This window comes from Streptomyces sp. NPDC001194, assembly GCF_042896985.1.
Classification (GTDB): Bacteria; Actinomycetota; Actinomycetes; order Streptomycetales; family Streptomycetaceae; genus Streptomyces.
The window spans coordinates 128,431-144,763 of sequence record NZ_JBIAXU010000020.1 but is presented as its reverse complement, the minus strand read 5'-3'; the positions used below and the strand labels follow the sequence as shown (position 1 = coordinate 144,763).

13 protein-coding genes are annotated in these 16,333 nt (G+C 74.5%); 3 read left to right on the top strand and 10 right to left on the bottom strand.

Annotated elements, in window-relative coordinates; all coding sequences use genetic code 11:
* Positions 1-23 precede the first annotated feature (23 nt).
* Complete coding sequence (locus tag ACFY1T_RS30210) at positions 24-938, top strand: UbiA family prenyltransferase (RefSeq protein WP_390790967.1); 915 nt, start codon at positions 24-26, stop codon at positions 936-938.
* Positions 939-992: 54 nt separating this feature from the next.
* On the opposite strand, the gene ACFY1T_RS30205 is transcribed toward ACFY1T_RS30210, so the two are convergent.
* Positions 993-2,042 (bottom strand): PHP domain-containing protein, encoded by a 1,050-nt coding sequence (locus tag ACFY1T_RS30205; RefSeq protein ID WP_390790966.1) that lies wholly within the window; start codon positions 2,040-2,042, stop codon positions 993-995.
* Positions 2,043-2,216: 174 nt separating this feature from the next.
* On the opposite strand from ACFY1T_RS30205, the gene ACFY1T_RS30200 reads away from it, so the two are divergent.
* Positions 2,217-3,578, top strand: a complete 1,362-nt coding sequence (locus ACFY1T_RS30200) for an FAD-dependent oxidoreductase (RefSeq protein ID WP_390790965.1) — start codon at positions 2,217-2,219, stop codon at positions 3,576-3,578.
* 66 nt (positions 3,579-3,644) lie between these two features.
* Here the strand turns inward: ACFY1T_RS30200 and ACFY1T_RS30195 are convergent, their stop codons facing one another.
* Both ACFY1T_RS30195 and ACFY1T_RS30190 read right to left on the bottom strand, forming a co-directional pair.
* Positions 3,645-4,145 carry a hypothetical protein gene (locus tag ACFY1T_RS30195; protein WP_390790964.1) on the bottom strand — a complete coding sequence of 167 codons (501 nt, stop codon included), beginning with the start codon at positions 4,143-4,145 and terminating at the stop codon, positions 3,645-3,647.
* A gap of 122 nt (positions 4,146-4,267) precedes the next feature.
* Positions 4,268-5,500, bottom strand: a complete 1,233-nt coding sequence (locus tag ACFY1T_RS30190) for an amidohydrolase (RefSeq protein WP_390790963.1) — start codon at positions 5,498-5,500, stop codon at positions 4,268-4,270.
* Between the two features lie 157 nt (positions 5,501-5,657).
* Here ACFY1T_RS30190 and ACFY1T_RS30185 point away from each other — a divergent pair, with 157 nt between their 5' ends.
* Positions 5,658-5,831, top strand: coding sequence for a thiazolylpeptide-type bacteriocin (locus tag ACFY1T_RS30185; protein WP_007268044.1), 174 nt, complete (start codon positions 5,658-5,660; stop codon positions 5,829-5,831).
* Positions 5,832-5,919: 88 nt separating this feature from the next.
* Here ACFY1T_RS30185 and ACFY1T_RS30180 read toward each other — a convergent pair whose 3' ends face one another.
* The 7 genes from ACFY1T_RS30180 to ACFY1T_RS30150 all read right to left on the bottom strand — a co-directional run bounded on the left by ACFY1T_RS30180 (position 5,920) and on the right by ACFY1T_RS30150 (position 16,315).
* Positions 5,920-7,863, bottom strand: coding sequence for a TOMM precursor leader peptide-binding protein (locus ACFY1T_RS30180; RefSeq protein ID WP_390790962.1), 1,944 nt, complete (start codon positions 7,861-7,863; stop codon positions 5,920-5,922).
* On the bottom strand, positions 7,860-8,615 hold the full coding sequence (locus ACFY1T_RS30175; RefSeq protein WP_390790961.1) for an ABC transporter permease: 756 nt from the start codon (positions 8,613-8,615) through the stop codon (positions 7,860-7,862). The genes ACFY1T_RS30180 and ACFY1T_RS30175 overlap by 4 nt, the downstream gene beginning before the upstream one ends.
* Entirely contained in the window at positions 8,612-9,577 is a 966-nt protein-coding gene (locus tag ACFY1T_RS30170; protein ID WP_030864046.1) for an ABC transporter ATP-binding protein, read from the bottom strand. The genes ACFY1T_RS30175 and ACFY1T_RS30170 overlap by 4 nt, the downstream gene beginning before the upstream one ends.
* Before the next feature lie 39 nt (positions 9,578-9,616).
* Positions 9,617-10,744, bottom strand: coding sequence for a peptidase M50 (locus ACFY1T_RS30165; RefSeq protein ID WP_390790960.1), 1,128 nt, complete (start codon positions 10,742-10,744; stop codon positions 9,617-9,619).
* On the bottom strand, positions 10,741-11,829 hold the full coding sequence (locus ACFY1T_RS30160) for a lantibiotic dehydratase C-terminal domain-containing protein (RefSeq protein ID WP_390790959.1): 1,089 nt from the start codon (positions 11,827-11,829) through the stop codon (positions 10,741-10,743). The genes ACFY1T_RS30165 and ACFY1T_RS30160 overlap by 4 nt, the downstream gene beginning before the upstream one ends.
* Positions 11,817-14,555 carry a lantibiotic dehydratase gene (locus tag ACFY1T_RS30155; RefSeq protein WP_390790958.1) on the bottom strand — a complete coding sequence of 913 codons (2,739 nt, stop codon included), beginning with the start codon at positions 14,553-14,555 and terminating at the stop codon, positions 11,817-11,819. Before ACFY1T_RS30155 ends, ACFY1T_RS30160 begins: the two co-directional genes overlap by 13 nt.
* Positions 14,556-14,635: 80 nt before the next feature.
* Positions 14,636-16,315 (bottom strand): SagB family peptide dehydrogenase, encoded by a 1,680-nt coding sequence (locus ACFY1T_RS30150; protein ID WP_390790957.1) that lies wholly within the window; start codon positions 16,313-16,315, stop codon positions 14,636-14,638.
* Positions 16,316-16,333 lie beyond the last annotated feature (18 nt).

The window sequence follows — 16,333 nt, the reverse complement described above, 5'->3', positions numbered from 1 at the left end:
GCGGCGCGGCATAGCGTGACCGCGTGCCCCGCGTCAGAGCCGAAGCCGCAGACGAAACCCTTCCCGCGCCCGCCGTGACGGCCGGGACCGGCCCGCCGCGGCCCGCCGCGTCCCACCTGTTCGGCCTGCTCAGGGCCTGCCACCCGGTGCCCGCCGCCGCCGTGACGCTCCTCGCCGCCGCCCTGGCCGCGGCCGTGGGCCGCAGCCTCCCCGGGGCCGCGGTCACCGTGGCCGCGGTGGCGGCGGGCCAGCTGTCGGTGGGCTGGTGCAACGACAGGGTGGACCTGCGCCGGGACCTGGCGACCGGCCGCCGCGACAAACCGCTGGTCTCCGGCGCCGTCCGGCCCGCCGCCGTGACGGCGGCGGCGCTCACGGCCCTGCTGCTCTGCGTTCCGCTGTCGCTGGCGGGCGGACGGCTCGCCGGCTGCGCGCACCTGTGCGGGGTGGTCGCCGCCTGGGCGTACAACCTGCGGCTGAAGAGCACCGCCCTCTCGTGGCTCCCGTACGCCCTCGCCTTCGGGCTGCTTCCGGCCTTCGTCACCCTCGGTCTGCCCGGAGCGCCGTGGCCGCCGTGGTGGCTTACGGCCGCGGCGGCCCTGCTGGGAGCGGGCGCGCACTTCGCCAACGTGCTGCCCGACATCGAAGACGACCTGGCCACGGGGGTGTCGGGGCTGCCGCACCGGATCGGCGCACGGGGCTCGGCGGCCGTGGGGGGCCTGCTCGTGCTCGGCTCGGCCGCGGCCCTGGTCGCCGGACCGCCCGGGCGGGTGCCGCCGTACGGCTGGGCGCTGTTCGCGGCGACGGCCGCGGCGGTACTCCTCGGGGCCGGGCGGTCGGCCGGCCGGAGCCGGATCCCCTTCCTGGCGACGATGGCGGTCGCCGGCGCCGACGTCGTGCTGCTGGTGGTCCGCGGGGCCGGCCTGGCGGGGCTGCGCTGAAGCCGTAGCCGTAGCCGTAGCCGTAGCCGTAGCCGTAGCCGGTCGCCGGCGGCTTCAGGCGGCCGCGGTCGCCGGTGGCCGCCGGGTCCGGGTCCACTCCAGCAGCTGCTCCCGGGGCCAGGTGTTCACCACCCGTTCGGCCGGCACCCCGCACTCCACGGCCCGCTCGCACCCGGTGAGCTGCCAGTCCAGCTGGCCCGGAGCGTGCGCGTCCGTGTCGATCGCGAACAGGGCCCCGGCTTCCACGGCGGACCGCAGGAGCCGGCGCGGCGGGTCCAGCCGCTCGGGCCGGCTGTTGATCTCCACGGCGGTCCCGGACTCCGCGCAGGCGGCGAACACCGCCTCGGCGTCGAACCGCGACTCGGGGCGGGTGCGCCCCGTCACCAGCCGTCCCGTGCAGTGGCCCAGGACGTCCATCAGGGGATTGCGTACCGCCGCCAGCAGCCGGCGCGTCATCGCGAGCGACTCCATCCGCAGCTTCGAATGGACGGATCCGACCACGAGGTCCAGCCGCTCCAGCAGTTCCGGTTCCTGGTCCAGCGAGCCGTCGAGGAGGATGTCGCACTCGATGCCGGTCAGCAGCCGGAAGGGCGCCCACGCCGCGTTCAGCTCCGCCACCACGTCCAGCTGCTCGCGCAGCCGCTCCGGCGAGAGCCCCCGGGCGACGGTCAGGCTCGGCGAGTGGTCCGTGAGCACGGCCCACTCGTGGCCGAGCGCGGCCGCCGCCCGGCCCATGGCCTCGATCGGGCTGCCGCCGTCGGACCACTCGGAGTGCAGATGGCAGTCCCCGCGCAGGGCCGCGCGCAGCGCGAGGGCGGCGGGATCGGCCGGCGGGCCCCCGGGGTGGGCGGCGACCTCGTCCTCCAGGGCCTGAAGGTAAGCGGGGACGGCCCCGCCGACCGCCTCCCGCACCACCTGGGCGGTTTTCGGCCCGATCCCCTTGACCGCTTCGAGGGTCCCGGCCCCGACTCGTTCCCGCACCTCGGGCTCGCCCATCCGTACGAGGGCGGCCGCGGCCTTCCGGAAGGCCTGCACCCGGTAGGTCGGCGCCTGCCCGCGTTCCAGCAGGTAGGCGATCCGCTCCAGTGCCGCGACCGGATCCATGCGGTACCTCCCGAGTGCCTCCTGCGTCCAGTGTGACCGCAACCCCCAAGGATGTCTTGGGGAGGTCATAAGCTCTGTTTATAGGGTCATAAGCGGGGGGCGGGTGCTGAGTTAGGGTTCCCTTAGTTTATGGTTTCCCGTGATCCAGTGTTTTTCGGTCGAAGGGAACCAGTCATGCCTCGCCCTCTCCGGGTAGCAATCGTCGGTGCCGGCCCCGCCGGAATCTACGCCGCCGACGCGCTGCTGAAGTCCGAGGCGGCCGTCGAGCCGGGTGTCTCCATCGACCTGTTCGAGCGGATGCCCGCCCCCTTCGGCCTGATCCGGTACGGCGTCGCCCCCGACCACCCGCGGATCAAGGGCATCATCACCGCCCTGCACCAGGTGCTCGACAAGCCGCAGGTCCGCCTGTTCGGCAACGTGGACTACCCGAACGACATCAGCCTCGACGAACTCCACTCGTTCTACGACGCGGTGATCTTCTCCACCGGCGCGACCGCCGACCGCGCGCTCGCCATACCGGGCGTCGAACTCGACGGCTCCTACGGCGCCGCCGACTTCGTCTCCTGGTACGACGGCCACCCCGACGTCCCGCGCACCTGGCCGCTGGAGGCCGAGAAGGTCGCCGTGCTCGGCGTCGGCAACGTCGCGCTCGACGTCGCGCGCATCCTCGCGAAGACCGCCGACGAGCTGCTGCCGACCGAGATCCCCGCCAACGTCCACGAGGGGCTCAAGGCCAACAAGGCGCTCGAGGTCCACGTCTTCGGCCGTCGCGGCCCGGCGCAGGCGAAGTTCAGCCCGATGGAGCTGCGCGAGCTCGACCACTCGCCCAACATCGAGGTCATCGTCAACCCCGAGGACATCGACTACGACGAGGGCTCGATCGCCACCCGCCGCTCCAACAAGCAGGCGGACATGGTCGCCAAGACCCTGGAGAACTGGGCGATCCGCGACATCGGCGAGCGCCCCCACAAGCTCTTCCTGCACTTCTTCGAGTCGCCCGCCGAGATCCTCGGCGAGGACGGCAAGGTCGTGGGCCTGCGCACCGAGCGCACCGAGCTCGACGGCACGGGCAACGTCAAGGGCACCGGCCGGTTCACCGACTGGGACGTCCAGTCCGTCTACCGCGCCGTGGGCTACCTCTCCGACGAGCTGCCCAAGCTTCCGTGGGACGTCGAGAGCGGTACGGTCCCGGACGAGGGCGGCCGCGTGATCGAAGCCGGCGCGCACCTGCAGTCCACGTACGTCACCGGCTGGATCCGGCGCGGTCCCATCGGCCTCATCGGCCACACCAAGGGCGACGCGAACGAGACGGTCGCGAACCTCCTCGCGGACCACGCGGACGGCCGCCTGCGGACGCCCGCCGCGCCCGCGCCGGAGGCCGTCGAGGCCTTCCTGGCCGAGCGGAACGTCCGCTTCACGACGTGGGAGGGCTGGTACAAGCTCGACGCGGCCGAGAAGGCGCTCGGCGAGCCCGAGGGCCGTGAGCGCGTGAAGATCGTCGAGCGCGAGGACATGCTCAAGGCGAGCGGCGCGTAACCACGGCGCGTACCCGACCGGGTGGGCGCCGCCGGCGGCGGCCCCCACCCGCATGTCCGGCGCCCGTCAGTCCGTGATGGAGAGGATCTTCCGGGTCTTCAGGTCGGCCTGGACGTGGAGCCGGGTGGTGTCGGTCCCGCTCCAGGTCAGGGTGACGGTGGCGTTGGTCTTGCCCATCCCGCTGTCCACGTGGGTGACCTTCCACTCCAGCGGCACGTTCTGGGCGCGCAGCACGCCGTCCGCGTGGTTGGTCTCCTCCCACTTCGCCAGCTCGCGCTGGAGCGCCGGGGAGAGGTAGGCGGCCCGCAGCTGCTTCGCGCGCGTGCCGTCGTTGTCGTAGACCGCGTCGACGTACGCACCGTAGAAGGTGGCGATCCGGGAGAAGGCGCCCTCCGGGCTGCCGGACACGGACGGGGCCGCGGCGGCCGCCCGGCCGTCCCGCGGCGCGTCCGCGCCGGCGGTCGCGGAGGCGCTGGTGACGAAGGCGAGGGTGAGTGCGGCCGTCGCGGCGGCGGCCGCGAGGGCGAGGGAAGCGGTGCGCTTGGCCTTGGCCGGAGACTTGGACATCGTTCGGACCTTTCGCCGTGCTCGGTTGCCGAGTAGCTGAACCCACCGACGCCGCCACCGAGGCCCGCGGTTCTCGGATCGTGCGAAATGGCCTGAATGCGACGCGTATGGCGTACAGCCGCCTATCGGGGCGAACCGAGGCAGTTCAGCGCCGCCGCCCGCAGCGCCCGTACGCCCGCCGGGAGCGCCGTGCGCACGTCCGGTGCGAAATCCGGCGCGTGGTTGGCCGGCAGGACGGCCAGCTTCTCCGCCGCGGTCCCACCCGGCGCCGCCGACCAGGCGGCCGGGCCGATCACGCCCAGCATCCAGTACGCGAGGCGCACCCCGCGCGCCCCGTGCAGCGCCCGGCCCGCGTCACCGAACAGCCCGAAGTCCTCCGTGGCCAGCGACGGGGGCCACATGGCCACGCGCTCCGCGCCGAACTCCGCCGCGTGCGCCTCCCGTACGGCCGCGGTCGTCGCCGGATCGGGGTGGGTGACGGGGGAGGAGCCGAGGCGGACGATCTCCGGCTCCCGCGGGCAGTCCGAGGCGGCGCACTCGGCGCGGACGATCCGCTCCACGGCGGCCGCCGCCCGGGTCAGCGCGGCCTCCCCGGCCGCCCGTACGGTGACTCCCAGCTCGGCCCGGTCGGGCACGACGTTCGCGCGCTCGCCCGCCCGGAACGAGCCGACGGTGACGGCCACCTGCTCCGAGGGGGCCGCCTCGCGCGCCACCACCGTCTGCAGCCGGGCCACCACGTGGGCCGCCGTCACCACCGGGTCCACGGTCAGGTGCGGGGCCCCGGCGTGGCCGCCGCGGCCGTGCACCACGATCCGGAAGGTGACGCTCCCGGCGGTCATCGGCCCGTACCCGTGCGCCACCATCCCGGCCGGCAGCGGAGCTGCGTGCTGGGCCAGCACGGCATCGGGCCGTCCGACCCGCTCGTACAGGCCGTCCGCCAGCATGGCCCGGGCCCCCTCCAGGGTCTCCTCGGCGGGCTGGCCGACCACGACGAGCGTGCCCCGCCAGCCGCTCCGCTCCCGAGCCAGCAGGGCTGCGGCCCCGGCCGCCGCGGCCAGGTGCAGGTCGTGCCCGCAGGCGTGCGCCGCGTCGCCCTCGCTCGCGTACGGCAGCCCCGTCGTCTCCCGTACGGGCAGGGCGTCGAGTTCGGCGCGCAGCAGCACCGTCGGCCCGTCGCCGCCCCGCAGCACTCCGGCGACGCCGTGCCCGCCGATGCCGCGCGTCACCGCGTACCCCTCGGCTTCGAGCGCGCCGGCGAACCGCGCCGCCGTGCGCCGCTCCTCGCCCGACAGCTCGGGATCCCGGTGCAGTTCCAGGTAGAGCGTGGTCAGCGGCCTGATCAGAGCGGAGAGCATGGACCCATGGTCGGACAGGGCCCGCGGGGCGGACGCGTCAGGGCGCTGACACTTCCTGTCAGAGAGGTGCCAGCGGTCCGGAGGGTGAGCTGACGGCGCGACCGGCTCTGATGGAGGGGCGGCGGCACACCCCCGCCCACCGACCGAAGGAGCCATCATGGAGAAGTCGCCCCTCGCCTCGCTCGCCGACGAGATCCTCGAGCTCGAATCCGAGACGTTCGAGATCTCCGACTACTCGGACGCCAGCGAGGTCGTGCTCGCCGGTTCCACGAGCTGCAGCTCGACCTCGACCTGCTCCTCCACCACCAGCACGACCTCCTGCAGCGCCTGACCCCGGGTCGGACCGCAGGCACACCGGTGCCCCGGCCCCCGCGCACTGCGCGGGGGCCGGGGCACCGTCGTACGAGGAAGGGGCGGGGTCAGGGGAACGGGTGCGGGACCATCCGGATCTCCGCCTCCGTCAGATCCGTCCTGCGCAGCCCCGCCCGGCGCGGCGCCGTCCGCAGCCGCGGCAGGTACGGGGCCCGCTGCCGCGACCAGCCGAAGTCGATCGGCAGCAGCCCGGGCACCACCGCGCACACGGTGCGCAGCCCGATCCGCAGCTGCTCGGGAGTGGTCTGGTCGACGACGATCACATCGTGCCCGGCGCCCGTCAACTCGCCGACGCAGCACAGCAGATCATCGCGGAGATCCCCGGTGGCCGGCCGTCCGGCCGAGCCCTCCGGCGGGTTCCGCCACGAACGGTACAGAGCGTCCATCGGCCGGATCCCCGCCGGCTCCGTGTAGGGCCGTACGTACGGGGCCATCGCGGGCAGCCCGTACAGCTGGGCATGGTCCTTGAGGTGGCGCACCAGGCCGAAGTCACCTGCCATCGCCTCCAGTTCGCCCCGGCGCTCCGCGACCTGCCGGGGCAGGTGCGGGATGTAGGTGAGGACCTCGGAGAGCGCTGCCTCCACCGCGGCCGCCGGATCGAGCGCCGCGCCCGCGCCGAAGGCGAACAGGCCGGGCCCGCCGTCCCGGCGTACCGCGAGCCCGGTGACCACGGGCACCGCCAGGTCGATCCGGTTGTCGAACGCGTGCACCTCGTACCCCTGGAGAGCGGCCCGGTCGGCCATCGTCCGGACGGCCCGCCCCGGTACCGAGGCCAGGTCGATCTCGGTCAGCGGCAGCCCGCCGTACCAGGCGAGCAGGAAGGCGTCCCGCTCGATCAGTTCCAGCAGCGCGCCCAGCAGCGCCTCCTCCGTACAGCTTCCGATCGCGCAGCCGTTGGAGCACTCGAAGACGAAATTGTCGGCCGCCAGCCCCGCGCTGTAGTGCACCAGCCGTGCCGGGACCAGCACCGGCCGGTCGTCGCGCAGCGAATGCCCGTACACCCACGGGATCGGCCGCTGCGGGTCGAAGGGCGAGACCAGCGGATCCTCGCGGTAGGTCCGCGGGGCGTAGAACCCGCACTCCGCCGGGTCCAGCGCCCGTTCGCCCAACTCGGCGTAGGAGGCGGTGAGCAGCCGGCTCCCGGTGCGGCGGTGGGTGCCGGCGTACCGCTCCAGCCCTTCGAGGAACGCCAGGTCGCGGCTGGCGGTGTAGCGGTTGGCCTGACCGCTCCAGGTGACGTCGGTCAGGCCCGCGTAGCCGCGCATGAAGACACTGCCGGCGACGGGCGCGGTCGTCGGCGAGGTGATGTCGGTCCAGGTGCCCCCGCCGAGGACCCCGGTCACCGGGTTGGCCAGCGCCGCGTACGGCATCGGGTACGAGCCGGCCGCGCGCAGCCGCTGTGCTCCCGGGGCGGGTTTGGGCCGCGGGACGGGCGTGAAGGGAGCCGGGCCGTCGGTGCCGCGCGGCCCGCAGTCGGGGCAGAGCGGGTCGGCGGCCAGCGGGTACGTGCGGACCTGGAGGGTCTCCAGGTCCAGCCGGCTGACCTGGGGCAGCGCCCGGTCGGCCGCCGCCGGCCCGGGGGCGCTCACGTACCCGCCGAACACCGCCTGGTGGAGCGCGTACGCGGCGTCCCGCAGGGCAGGGGTCAGCAGCGGCCACCGCGCCGCCACCGGGGTGGGCGGGCCGCTGCCGGTCTCCAGGGCGTCGCGCTCGCTGCGGCTGCGCAGCCGCTGCCAGCGCATCGCCAGGCACTGGCCGCAGGCCGGTGCGGTACCGTCCCCGCCCCAGGGGCCGATCAGCACGGCCCGGCCGCTGAGGTGGACGGTGGCCGCCGGGCGCGCCCGCGCGAACGGGTCGGCGGTGCGCGGCCCGAGGGCGTCGTGGACGCCCAGGGTGACCACCCCGGCGCCGAGTCCGGCCAGCGCCGCGGCGAGTTCGCGCCGGGTGGCCTCCAGCGGGGAGGCCGGGAGGGTCGCCGTCATGTCGGTCATGCCCGGTTGCTCCAGCGGAAGGTCTTGAGCCCGATCGCGCCGAACAGCAGGGCGAAGCCGGCCAGGGCCGCGCAGCCGGTGCCGATCGCCCCGAGCGAGCCGGAGCCGGTGAGCGCGCCCGTCGCCGCGTCGTTCAGGTAGCGCAGCGGCAGCACCCGGGAGACCGACCGGAGCCAGGACGGCATCATGTCCAGCGGCAGGAAGGAGCCGGACAGGAACGCCATCGGCACCATCATGCAGTTGGCGATCGCGGCGACCGCCTCGGGCGTGTTCGCGTACGTCCCGACGATCACGCCGATCGCCATGAACGCGGTGATGCCGAGGACCAGCGCGGGCAGCACCAGCGGCCAGCGCCCGTCCAGCACCAGCCCGAAGCCGGGCAGCATCGCGACCGCGATGAACACCGCGGCCTGGACGACGCCGACGACGAGCGCCAGCACGTACCGCGAGGCCAGGACGGTCGTCAGGGGGGTCGGGGTGAGCCGGATCAGCCGGAGCAGGTCGTCGCGCCGCCACTGCATCAGGGTGAACGCGATGCCGAACACCGCCGCGTTGGCGACGCCCCACGCCATCACGCCCGGCGCGATGTACGAGATGTACGGGCGGCCGCTCTGTTCCACGTCCTGCCCGCTGAAGATCAGGCCGAACACGACGAGGAAGAGCAGGGGGAAGGCGAAGGTGAAGAAGAGGGTGGCCTTGTCCCGGACCTGCGCCCGGTAGCCGGCGGCCGTCAGGGCCGTGTACGCGCTCATGCCTGGGACTCCGTGGTGTGGGGGTGTGCGGGGTGTTCGGGGTGGGCGTGGCCGGTGAGTTCGAGGTAGACGTCCTCCAGCGTGGCCGTACGGGTCAGCACCCCGTCGAGCCCGGTCAGCGCGTCGACGGCCTGGAGCACCTTGCCGGGCGCGGCGGTCTCCAGGACCAGCGAGCCGCCCTGGAGGCTCGCCCGGTCCACCCCGGGCAGGGCCCGGGCCCGCTCCAGCTCGATCCTGCCGACGGGCAGGAGGAGCCGGGAGGGGGCCCCGGCGGCGGTGACCAGCCGGTGCGGGGAGTCCAGGGCTGCCACCTTGCCGTCGACGAGTATGGCCACCCGGTCGCAGAGGGCCTCGGCCTCGTCGAGGTGGTGGGTGGTGTAGACGATCGTGCGGCCCTCGCTCTTGAGGACGCGCAGCACCTCCCACAGGTCGCGGCGGGCCTGCGGATCGAGGGCGGCCGTCGGCTCGTCCAGGAAGATCAGCTCCGGGCCGTGGACCAGCGCCGAGGCGATGGCCAGGCGCTGGCGCTGCCCGCCCGAGAGGTTCTCGACCAGCACGTCGCGCTGCCCGGTCAGCCCCACGGTCTCCAGGGTGCGGTCCGCGGCCTGCGGTCCGGCGCGGTACAGCCCGGCGACGGTGGCCAGGTGCTCGCGCGCGCTCTGCCGTACGAAGAAGGCCGAGGCCTGGGTCTGCACGCCCATCCGGGGCAGCAGCGCGGTGTTGCGCGGCCAGGGGCTGTGGTCCAGGACCCGGACCGTGCCGGAATCGGCCTGCCGCAGTCCTTCCATGATCTCTATGAGGGTGGTCTTGCCCGCGCCGTTGGGGCCGAGCAGTCCGAAGAACTCGCCGCGCCGGACGTCGAGGGAGACCCCGTCCACGGCCTGCCGGTCGCCGTAGCGTTTGCGTACGTCGCGGACGGCGATGGCCGAGGAGTCGGGAGGCTGGGTGCTGTCGGTCGTCATGGGCGGTGCATTCCCTCGGTGTTGTCGCGGATGCGGGGATCAGGAAGGAGAAACGGAGGAGGCGGCGGCGATCGCGTACCAGGCGGCGGCCGTCAGGGCGCAGGCCGCCAGCAGGACGAGGACGGTCGAGCCGACGGCGTAGCCGAGGTAGATCCGGCGGGCCCGCGCCGGATAGCCGGCCGCCGCGGCCCGGTCGCGCAGCCGCAGCCGCACGTACGCGGAACCGGCGGGCGCCAGCCGGGTCACGCGCAGCGCGTGGCCGAGCATCGTGTAGCCGTCCAGCGGCGGCAGCGGGACGAGGTTGACCAGGGCCTGGGCGCTGCCGAGCAACAGCAGCGCGCCGAGCACCCTGCCGGTCGCGTCACCTGGGGGCCCAGCCGTCCACCAGCCGAAGAACGGCAGCAGGAAGAGCAGGTTGGCGAAGGCCCCCGCTGCGGCGACGGCCAGCTGGTCCCGGCGGCGGCGCAGATAGCGGTAGTTGTCGACGGTGCAGTACATGATCGCGACGGGCAGCCGCCAGCGCAGCCCGATCTCGCCCACGGTCCCGCCGACGTGGCGGGCGGCGATCCCGTGCGCGAACTCGTGCAGGACCGTGCTGAGCCACAGCAGCGTGGCCACGGCCAGCAGCGGCACCGGGTGCGAGGCCAGCCACCGCAGATCGCGCAGGAGCTCACCGGCCGAGGCGGCGAGCACCCCCTCCATGGCCAGGCAGCCGAGGAGCAGCAGGCCCAGTACCGCCGGGTGCAGGGCGGGCCGCAGGAACCGGTGCAGCCGGGCCGTGGTCGCGTCGGCGTCGGCGACCAGCCGCAGGGTGCCCCGCAGCAGGTTCCCGGTCCGCGGTGGGCCGGGGGCCCGAGGCGCCGCCGGCGGCGGGCCGCCCGCGAGCAGCCGCCGGGTGCCGAGCAGGGCCAGCAGCTGCTGCCAGTTCCGTTCGCCGAGCCGGCGGCCGAAGGCCTCCCCGTAAGCCGCGCCGATCTCCGCGAGCGTACGGGTCCCGTCGAGGCGGGAGACGAGGAAGAACTCCTTCGGGCCGATCTCGAACGAGGCCCCGGACACCGGGTCCTTGACCAGGTGGACCACGGCCGGCCCGTTCAGCAGCGGCGGGGACAGCAGGATGTCGGGGCGCAGCGCCGGCCGGTACTCCGGCAGCCCGGCGGAGGTGCTCACGCCGGGACCGCCCCGGCCGGGCCGGAGCCGGCTGCCGGGCCGCCGCCCTCGCGCAGCACCCGGCCCAGCAGGTGTGCGAGATAGGCCTCGTCCCGGATGGTCACGTGCAGCCGGTTGTTGGTCATGTGCATGTACGGGGAGAGCAGCAGCGGCAGGGCCGCCGCCGGGTCGTCCACCCGCTCGTCGCGGGTGCCGTCCCAGGAGCGGAAGACCAGCTCCCCGGCCTTCGCGAGCTCCTCGGCCCGCCCGCGCAGCTCGCGGCAGTGCTCCGCCCACCCGGCCAGGAAGCCCGGGAGCCGGCCCGTCTCCCCTTCGGCAAGCGCCTCGCGGACGGCGGCGAAGCGGCGCGCGATCCCGGGCCCGGTCTGCTCGTACGTACGGTCGTACTCGGCCGAGCCGATGAACCCGGTGCCGGGGAACGCCCGGTGCCAGAACTCGTAGTAACGGTCGAGGTAGCCGCCGAGCTCCTCCCGGTCGGGCAGGAACACCCCCGCCATCACCATCATCAGCTGCGCCGAGGTGCCCAGCAGCACGGTGCGCAGGTGCAGGTTCATCCCGCTCAGCGCGTCCATGACGAGGTCGCTGGAGTGCGCGAAATGCCATTCGGCGAGCTCGACTCCGGCCGGGCCGCCGTACTTCCCGTACTCGGGTTCGTACGGCTCGTAGGCGTGGCTGTTGTTGGGCCGGAGGTTCATGCGGCCGTCGGGGCCCATGAACGCGGCCCGGTCGCCCTCGGGGAACTCGATGTCGAAGAGGGTGTTGTAGAACTCGTTGAGGAAGCCTGAATCGACCTCGTAGAGGGCGGGCCGGGCCTTGAGGAAGGCCGTGACGGCCTCCTCCGTGCGGCGGCGCACCTCGGGCCCGGCGTCGGGCGTCGCGGGGCGCAGCCGCAGCCGTACGTGCGGGCCCTCCAGCCAGTAGTTGATGAAGAAGTGCCCGGCGAGCAGCCCGTCGCGCGACAGACCGGCGATCAGCGGCCGAACGCACTGCACCAGCAGGGGCGTCGGGTTGGCGGCGTAGAAGATGTGCACGGCCTGCCACGCACCGCGCTCGTCGGCGCCGCGCGCCTCGGTCAGTCCTGACATCGGGGTCCGCCTTCCGGGCGTCGGATGAGGGTGGTGAAGGTCTCGACGGCGAGTTCGGCGACGTGGGCGCCGTGCTCGGAGTACGTGTGCAGGCCGCCGGGGTCCGGGAGCATCTCGCGGAAGACCACCCGGTGGCCCGGATCGCGCAGCAGCGGCTCGAACGCCGCGAGCGAGAGCAGGCTGGAGAAGTCCACGTACTGCGGTTTGGCCCCCAGTGCCGACGGCCCGGCGGAAACGGTCGCGAACACCCGCTCCGGCAGCCCGTGCGCCCGCCGCCAGCGCTGCCAGTCCAGGAAGTGCCCGGCCTCCCGGGCACCCCGCACCGGAAGTCCACCGGCCGTGGTGGTCCAGCTGCGCCGGCTCAGCACGAGGTCCCCGTGGACGACGCGCGGCCGGGTGCGGACACCGCCCTGCGCGTCGCCCTCCGGCACCCCCGCCCACACGTCCAGCGGGGACATCGAGGAGGGGGAGAGCAGCAGCAGTGTCCGCGGGATCGCGGGCAGGGCCAGCGGTACGAGATAGCCGAGGTAGACCGGGATCACCTCGAGGCCGAGCCGGCGCGAGCGCAGCACGACCCGGCCGGTGTCCGGGACGTGCTCGGCGTACAGGTCGTCGAGGTGGAGCCGGCGGTCCTGCGGCAGGGTGCCGCTCTCACCCGGGCAGACGATCTCGTAGTCGGTCAGCCGGCCGTGCAGATTGAGGTTGGTGGTCACCGGGCCGCCCGTGACCTCCGCGAACACCGCACCCTCCGGGGTGACTTCGGCGGCGGTGGCCCGCAGCCGATCGGCCAGCTCCGGGCCGCGCCCGGCGTCCCCGTACACGTGGGTGAACCGGCTGAAGGGGAAGGACAGCCCGCCGTACGAGCGGTTCAGCACGGTCAGCCGCTCCCCGGTGGCCGGATCGCGGGCCTGCTGGAGATGGTGGCAGCGCGGTGCGAAACCGGGCAGTACCGGCTCCAGTTCGCCCGCGACCTCCTCGATGTCCGCCTCGCCGAGCCGCAGTTCGCCCGCGCCCTGCTCCCCGTACGCGGCCCACGCCGCCCGCATCCGGGCGACGAAGGCGCGCCGCGCCGAGTCCAGGGCCCGGATGCCCGGCAGGGAGAGCCAGTTCTCCTCGGGCACGTACTCCCCGCGCGCGTCGAAGGGCGTACGGCGGGCCGTGAACGACAGGTACTGGTCGAAGAAGTCCTCGTGGAAGTCGTGCACCAGGCCCAGCAGGTCCTCGCAGCGGCCCCCGGAGCCGTGGCGTGCGGTGAAGAACCCCTCGAAGGTGATCCGCTGGGCCAGTGTGAGGTCGAAGGCCGGCAGGATCCGCTCGACGGCGCGCAGCGCCCCGCCGCCGGCGTCCGCCGCCGCCCAGGCCGGCTCCGGGCAGGCCAGCTCCCGGCCCGCGCTCACGTCCTCGTACAGCAGGGTCTGAGGCAACGCGGCGTCCGGGCAGCCGAGCTCGAGCTGTACCCGTCGCAGGCCCGAGCGCAGTCCGCGCAACAGCTCCGCCCGCTCGCCGGCGGCCGCCGCCGGATACCGCTCCAGCACGGCGGCGGGCGCGTCGAGCAGGGCGGCGAGGTCGTCCGCCCAGGGCCGCTCCAGGGCGGACAGCGAGCGCTGGAACGCGCGCAGCGGATCCCCGTCGTGGACCTCGGTGTCCAGGCAGGGCGCCCGCACCATGCCCAGCTGGAGCAGCGCGCCGATGTACGCCTCGCAGTCGGCCGGCGCGGCGCCGTGTTCGGCGGCCAGCCAGTCGGCCAGCTCCCGGTGGCGCAGCTCCGGGCGCTGCGCGAACAGGGCGAGCAGCCGGTCGAGGGTGCCGCTGCGGCGCAGGAAGAACAGCCGGTCCTTGACGGCGTCGAAGGTGACGGCCGCCGCGTCGTCCCCCGCCGTGACCGAGCGCCGTACGTAGCGGATCCGGTCGTCCTCCCGCCCCCAGCCGGGAGCCGGACGCAGCGGCAGGTCCCGCCGCCGGACCGGATCGGCGAGGATCAGCTCGGCGATCCTGGCCAGCACCACGACGTTCAGCCGGACATGGCTGGTCCAGGTGTCCGCGGTGCGGATGCCGTCACCGGGCGCCGCGCCGGGGGTGAACCGGCCCGTGGCCACCGCGGTGAAGGTGCTGAACGGGCTCGTCTTGCAGGCCGTGCGGTAGACGTACGAGAGCGCCGAGCGCTCCACCTTGCGGGCCCGGCCTCCGGGCACGCCGGTGGCCCGCACGTACGCGTCGAGCTGCGCTTCGAGGACCGGTGAGGCCAGCAGCAGGCCCCTGCGCAGCCGGTCGTCCCCGAGCAGTTCGCGCAGCGCGGCACGGCCCCGCCCGAGATCGGCGCCGAGCAGCCCGGCCCCCTCGGTCAGCAGGGCGTCCAGCCGGCGCCGCCGCAGCACCCACGCGCAGAGGTGGCCGGCGGCGACCCCGTCCACGTCGGAGACCTCACGGACGGCCGTGTCGGGGTCGGCGGGCAGCCTGCCGTTGTGGACCTGCCGGCGCAGCCGCAGCAGCGCGCGGCGCCGGGCCGCGCCCTCGCCGCCGGAGCCGGGGTCGGTCGCGCCGACCGCCTTGTGCAGCGCCTCGCTCAGCTGTTCCGCGTCGGCGCGCAGCGATTCCTCGGCCGACAGCACCTCGGCTGCCCAGCGGCTGGTGTCCGGGCAGCGCAGCGCGTCGACCGCGGTCAGGGGCAGACCGGCCACGCGCAGCATGAAGCGGTCGCCCGCCTGCCATTCGGTGGTGCTGTTCATCCTGGTCGTCCTGGTTCTGTCGTCGGTGGTGTCGAGGTCGGGAACGGGTCGCGGTCGGTTACGGGGCGGGCGGGGCGGGTTCAGGCGATCTCGTGGCGGAAGTCGGCGGGCCGCGGCCGCTCGTGGCCGAGCAGCATGATCAGCAGCGGTGCCTCGTCGGTGCCGGTCAGCCCCAGCTCCTCGATGTGGCTGACGGTGTCGAAGCCGAGTGCCACCCCGGCGCCGAGCCCGTGGGCCGCGGCGCTGGTGTAGAAGGTCTGCGCGACGGCCCCGACGGCGGCGCCCACGAGCCGGTAGCCGCGCTCGCCCACCGCGTCGAGCACCGCGGTGGTCCGTACGGTCGGCACGATCACCGCACCGGCCTGCTCCAGGTTGTAGTTGGAGAGGAAGTAGCTGCGCTGGAGGAAGGGGCCGGGCGGGCCCGGGACCACCAGGCGCAGGCCGCGGGCGGCCGGGTCGTAGGCGTACGCGCCGGGGGCGAGGCCCTCGACGTGGTTGACGAAGACGTACAGCGAGGTCAGCCCCGGCCCCTCGGGCCGTTCGGCCTCGCTGCCGACGGCCGTCGCGGCGCAGTCCGCCAGTACGGCGGCCAGCCGCTCCGGCGCGAGCGCGCGGCTCGCATCGAACCGGCCGAAGCTGCTGCGCCGGGCCCGCAGCGCCGCGTGGACGCCGATCGGGGCGGTGGCGGGCGCGGGCAGCGGCAGCGGGTCCGCACCGCGCGGCGCGAGCGCGGCGGCGCGGTCGAGCGCGCCGGGTGCCGGGCGGTCGGCGGCGCGGCCGAGGGTGGCCTCGTGGATGCGGTGCAGGGTCTCGAAGGCGAGGACGCGGCGGGAGCGTTCGAGGTCGCGGTGGCGGACGGCGGCGGGGACGGGGGAGTTCGCGGAACCGGGAGAACCGGGAGAACCGGGAGAACCGGGAGAACCGGGAGAAGCGGGAGAAGCGGGAGAACCGGGGGAGCCGGGGGAGCCGGCAGGGCTGCGACGGGCGTCCGCCGGGCCCCCGTCCCCGGCCGCGCGGTCGCCCGCCCACTCCAGCGGCACCACCGCGAAGACCCCCTCCTCCCGGTGGTCCACGCCGAGCAGGCGGGCGATCCGCTCCTCGTCGAACCAGAGCACGGGCGCGATCCGCAGCCCGTGCTCCCGGGCCCACAGCCGCCAGGTCTGGAGCACGGTGCCCACGTCCATGCACACGGCGTGGAAGGAGAAGCTGTTGTACTTGAAGGAGTTCTGCCAGTACTTGACGCTGAGGATCAGGTACTGGCCGGCGCCCAGGGCCTGCGCGGGGGCGCCGGACCCCAGTGCCTCCCGGATGTCACCCGTGACATCGCCGGTCAGCAGCCGCCGCAGCCCGTGCCGGTGCGGTGCGTAGTGGTACACACCCGGCGTGAGCGGCCCGCCCGGTCCGGCCGCCCAGTGGACGGCGACCGGGTAGAGCCCGCCCCCGGAGGCCGTCCCGCGGGACCAGTTGGCCTGGGTGTAGTGCGGCAGCGCCGCCAGATCCGTATTGGCCTGGATGCCGAGCCGCCGGCCGGTCAGCCCGTACGAGTCCTCCAACAGCCCGGAGAGCAGCGGCAGGTCGAAACCCTCGGCGCGCCCGGTCGAGGAGTGGTGCGCGGGCTCGGGCAACGGCAGGGTCTCCGCACCCGGATGGAACTTCGCCTTGCGCGGGCGGTCGGCCCAGTCGGGCACGAAGTCGACGGGCTCCATCGGCACCCGGCCGCGGTGCATGATGGCGGTGGCGTAGTCATGGGCGTAGCCCACGGGTCCTCCTACGGTCGG

What these genes read in the sequence shown, in the direction of transcription:
- ACFY1T_RS30205 (WP_390790966.1), bottom strand. Translation starts at nt 2,042, where the DNA reads ATGGATCCGGTCGCGGCACTGGAGCGGATCGCCTACCTGCTGGAACGC.
- ACFY1T_RS30180 (WP_390790962.1), bottom strand. Translation starts at nt 7,863, where the DNA reads ATGACCGACATGACGGCGACCCTCCCGGCCTCCCCGCTGGAGGCCACC.
- ACFY1T_RS30155 (WP_390790958.1), bottom strand. Translation starts at nt 14,555, where the DNA reads ATGAACAGCACCACCGAATGGCAGGCGGGCGACCGCTTCATGCTGCGC.
- ACFY1T_RS30160 (WP_390790959.1), bottom strand. Translation starts at nt 11,829, where the DNA reads ATGTCAGGACTGACCGAGGCGCGCGGCGCCGACGAGCGCGGTGCGTGG.
- ACFY1T_RS30190 (WP_390790963.1), bottom strand. Translation starts at nt 5,500, where the DNA reads ATGCTCTCCGCTCTGATCAGGCCGCTGACCACGCTCTACCTGGAACTG.
- ACFY1T_RS30200 (WP_390790965.1), top strand. Translation starts at nt 2,217, where the DNA reads ATGCCTCGCCCTCTCCGGGTAGCAATCGTCGGTGCCGGCCCCGCCGGA.
- ACFY1T_RS30185 (WP_007268044.1), top strand. Translation starts at nt 5,658, where the DNA reads ATGGAGAAGTCGCCCCTCGCCTCGCTCGCCGACGAGATCCTCGAGCTC.
- ACFY1T_RS30195 (WP_390790964.1), bottom strand. Translation starts at nt 4,145, where the DNA reads ATGTCCAAGTCTCCGGCCAAGGCCAAGCGCACCGCTTCCCTCGCCCTC.
- ACFY1T_RS30175 (WP_390790961.1), bottom strand. Translation starts at nt 8,615, where the DNA reads ATGAGCGCGTACACGGCCCTGACGGCCGCCGGCTACCGGGCGCAGGTC.
- ACFY1T_RS30170 (WP_030864046.1), bottom strand. Translation starts at nt 9,577, where the DNA reads ATGACGACCGACAGCACCCAGCCTCCCGACTCCTCGGCCATCGCCGTC.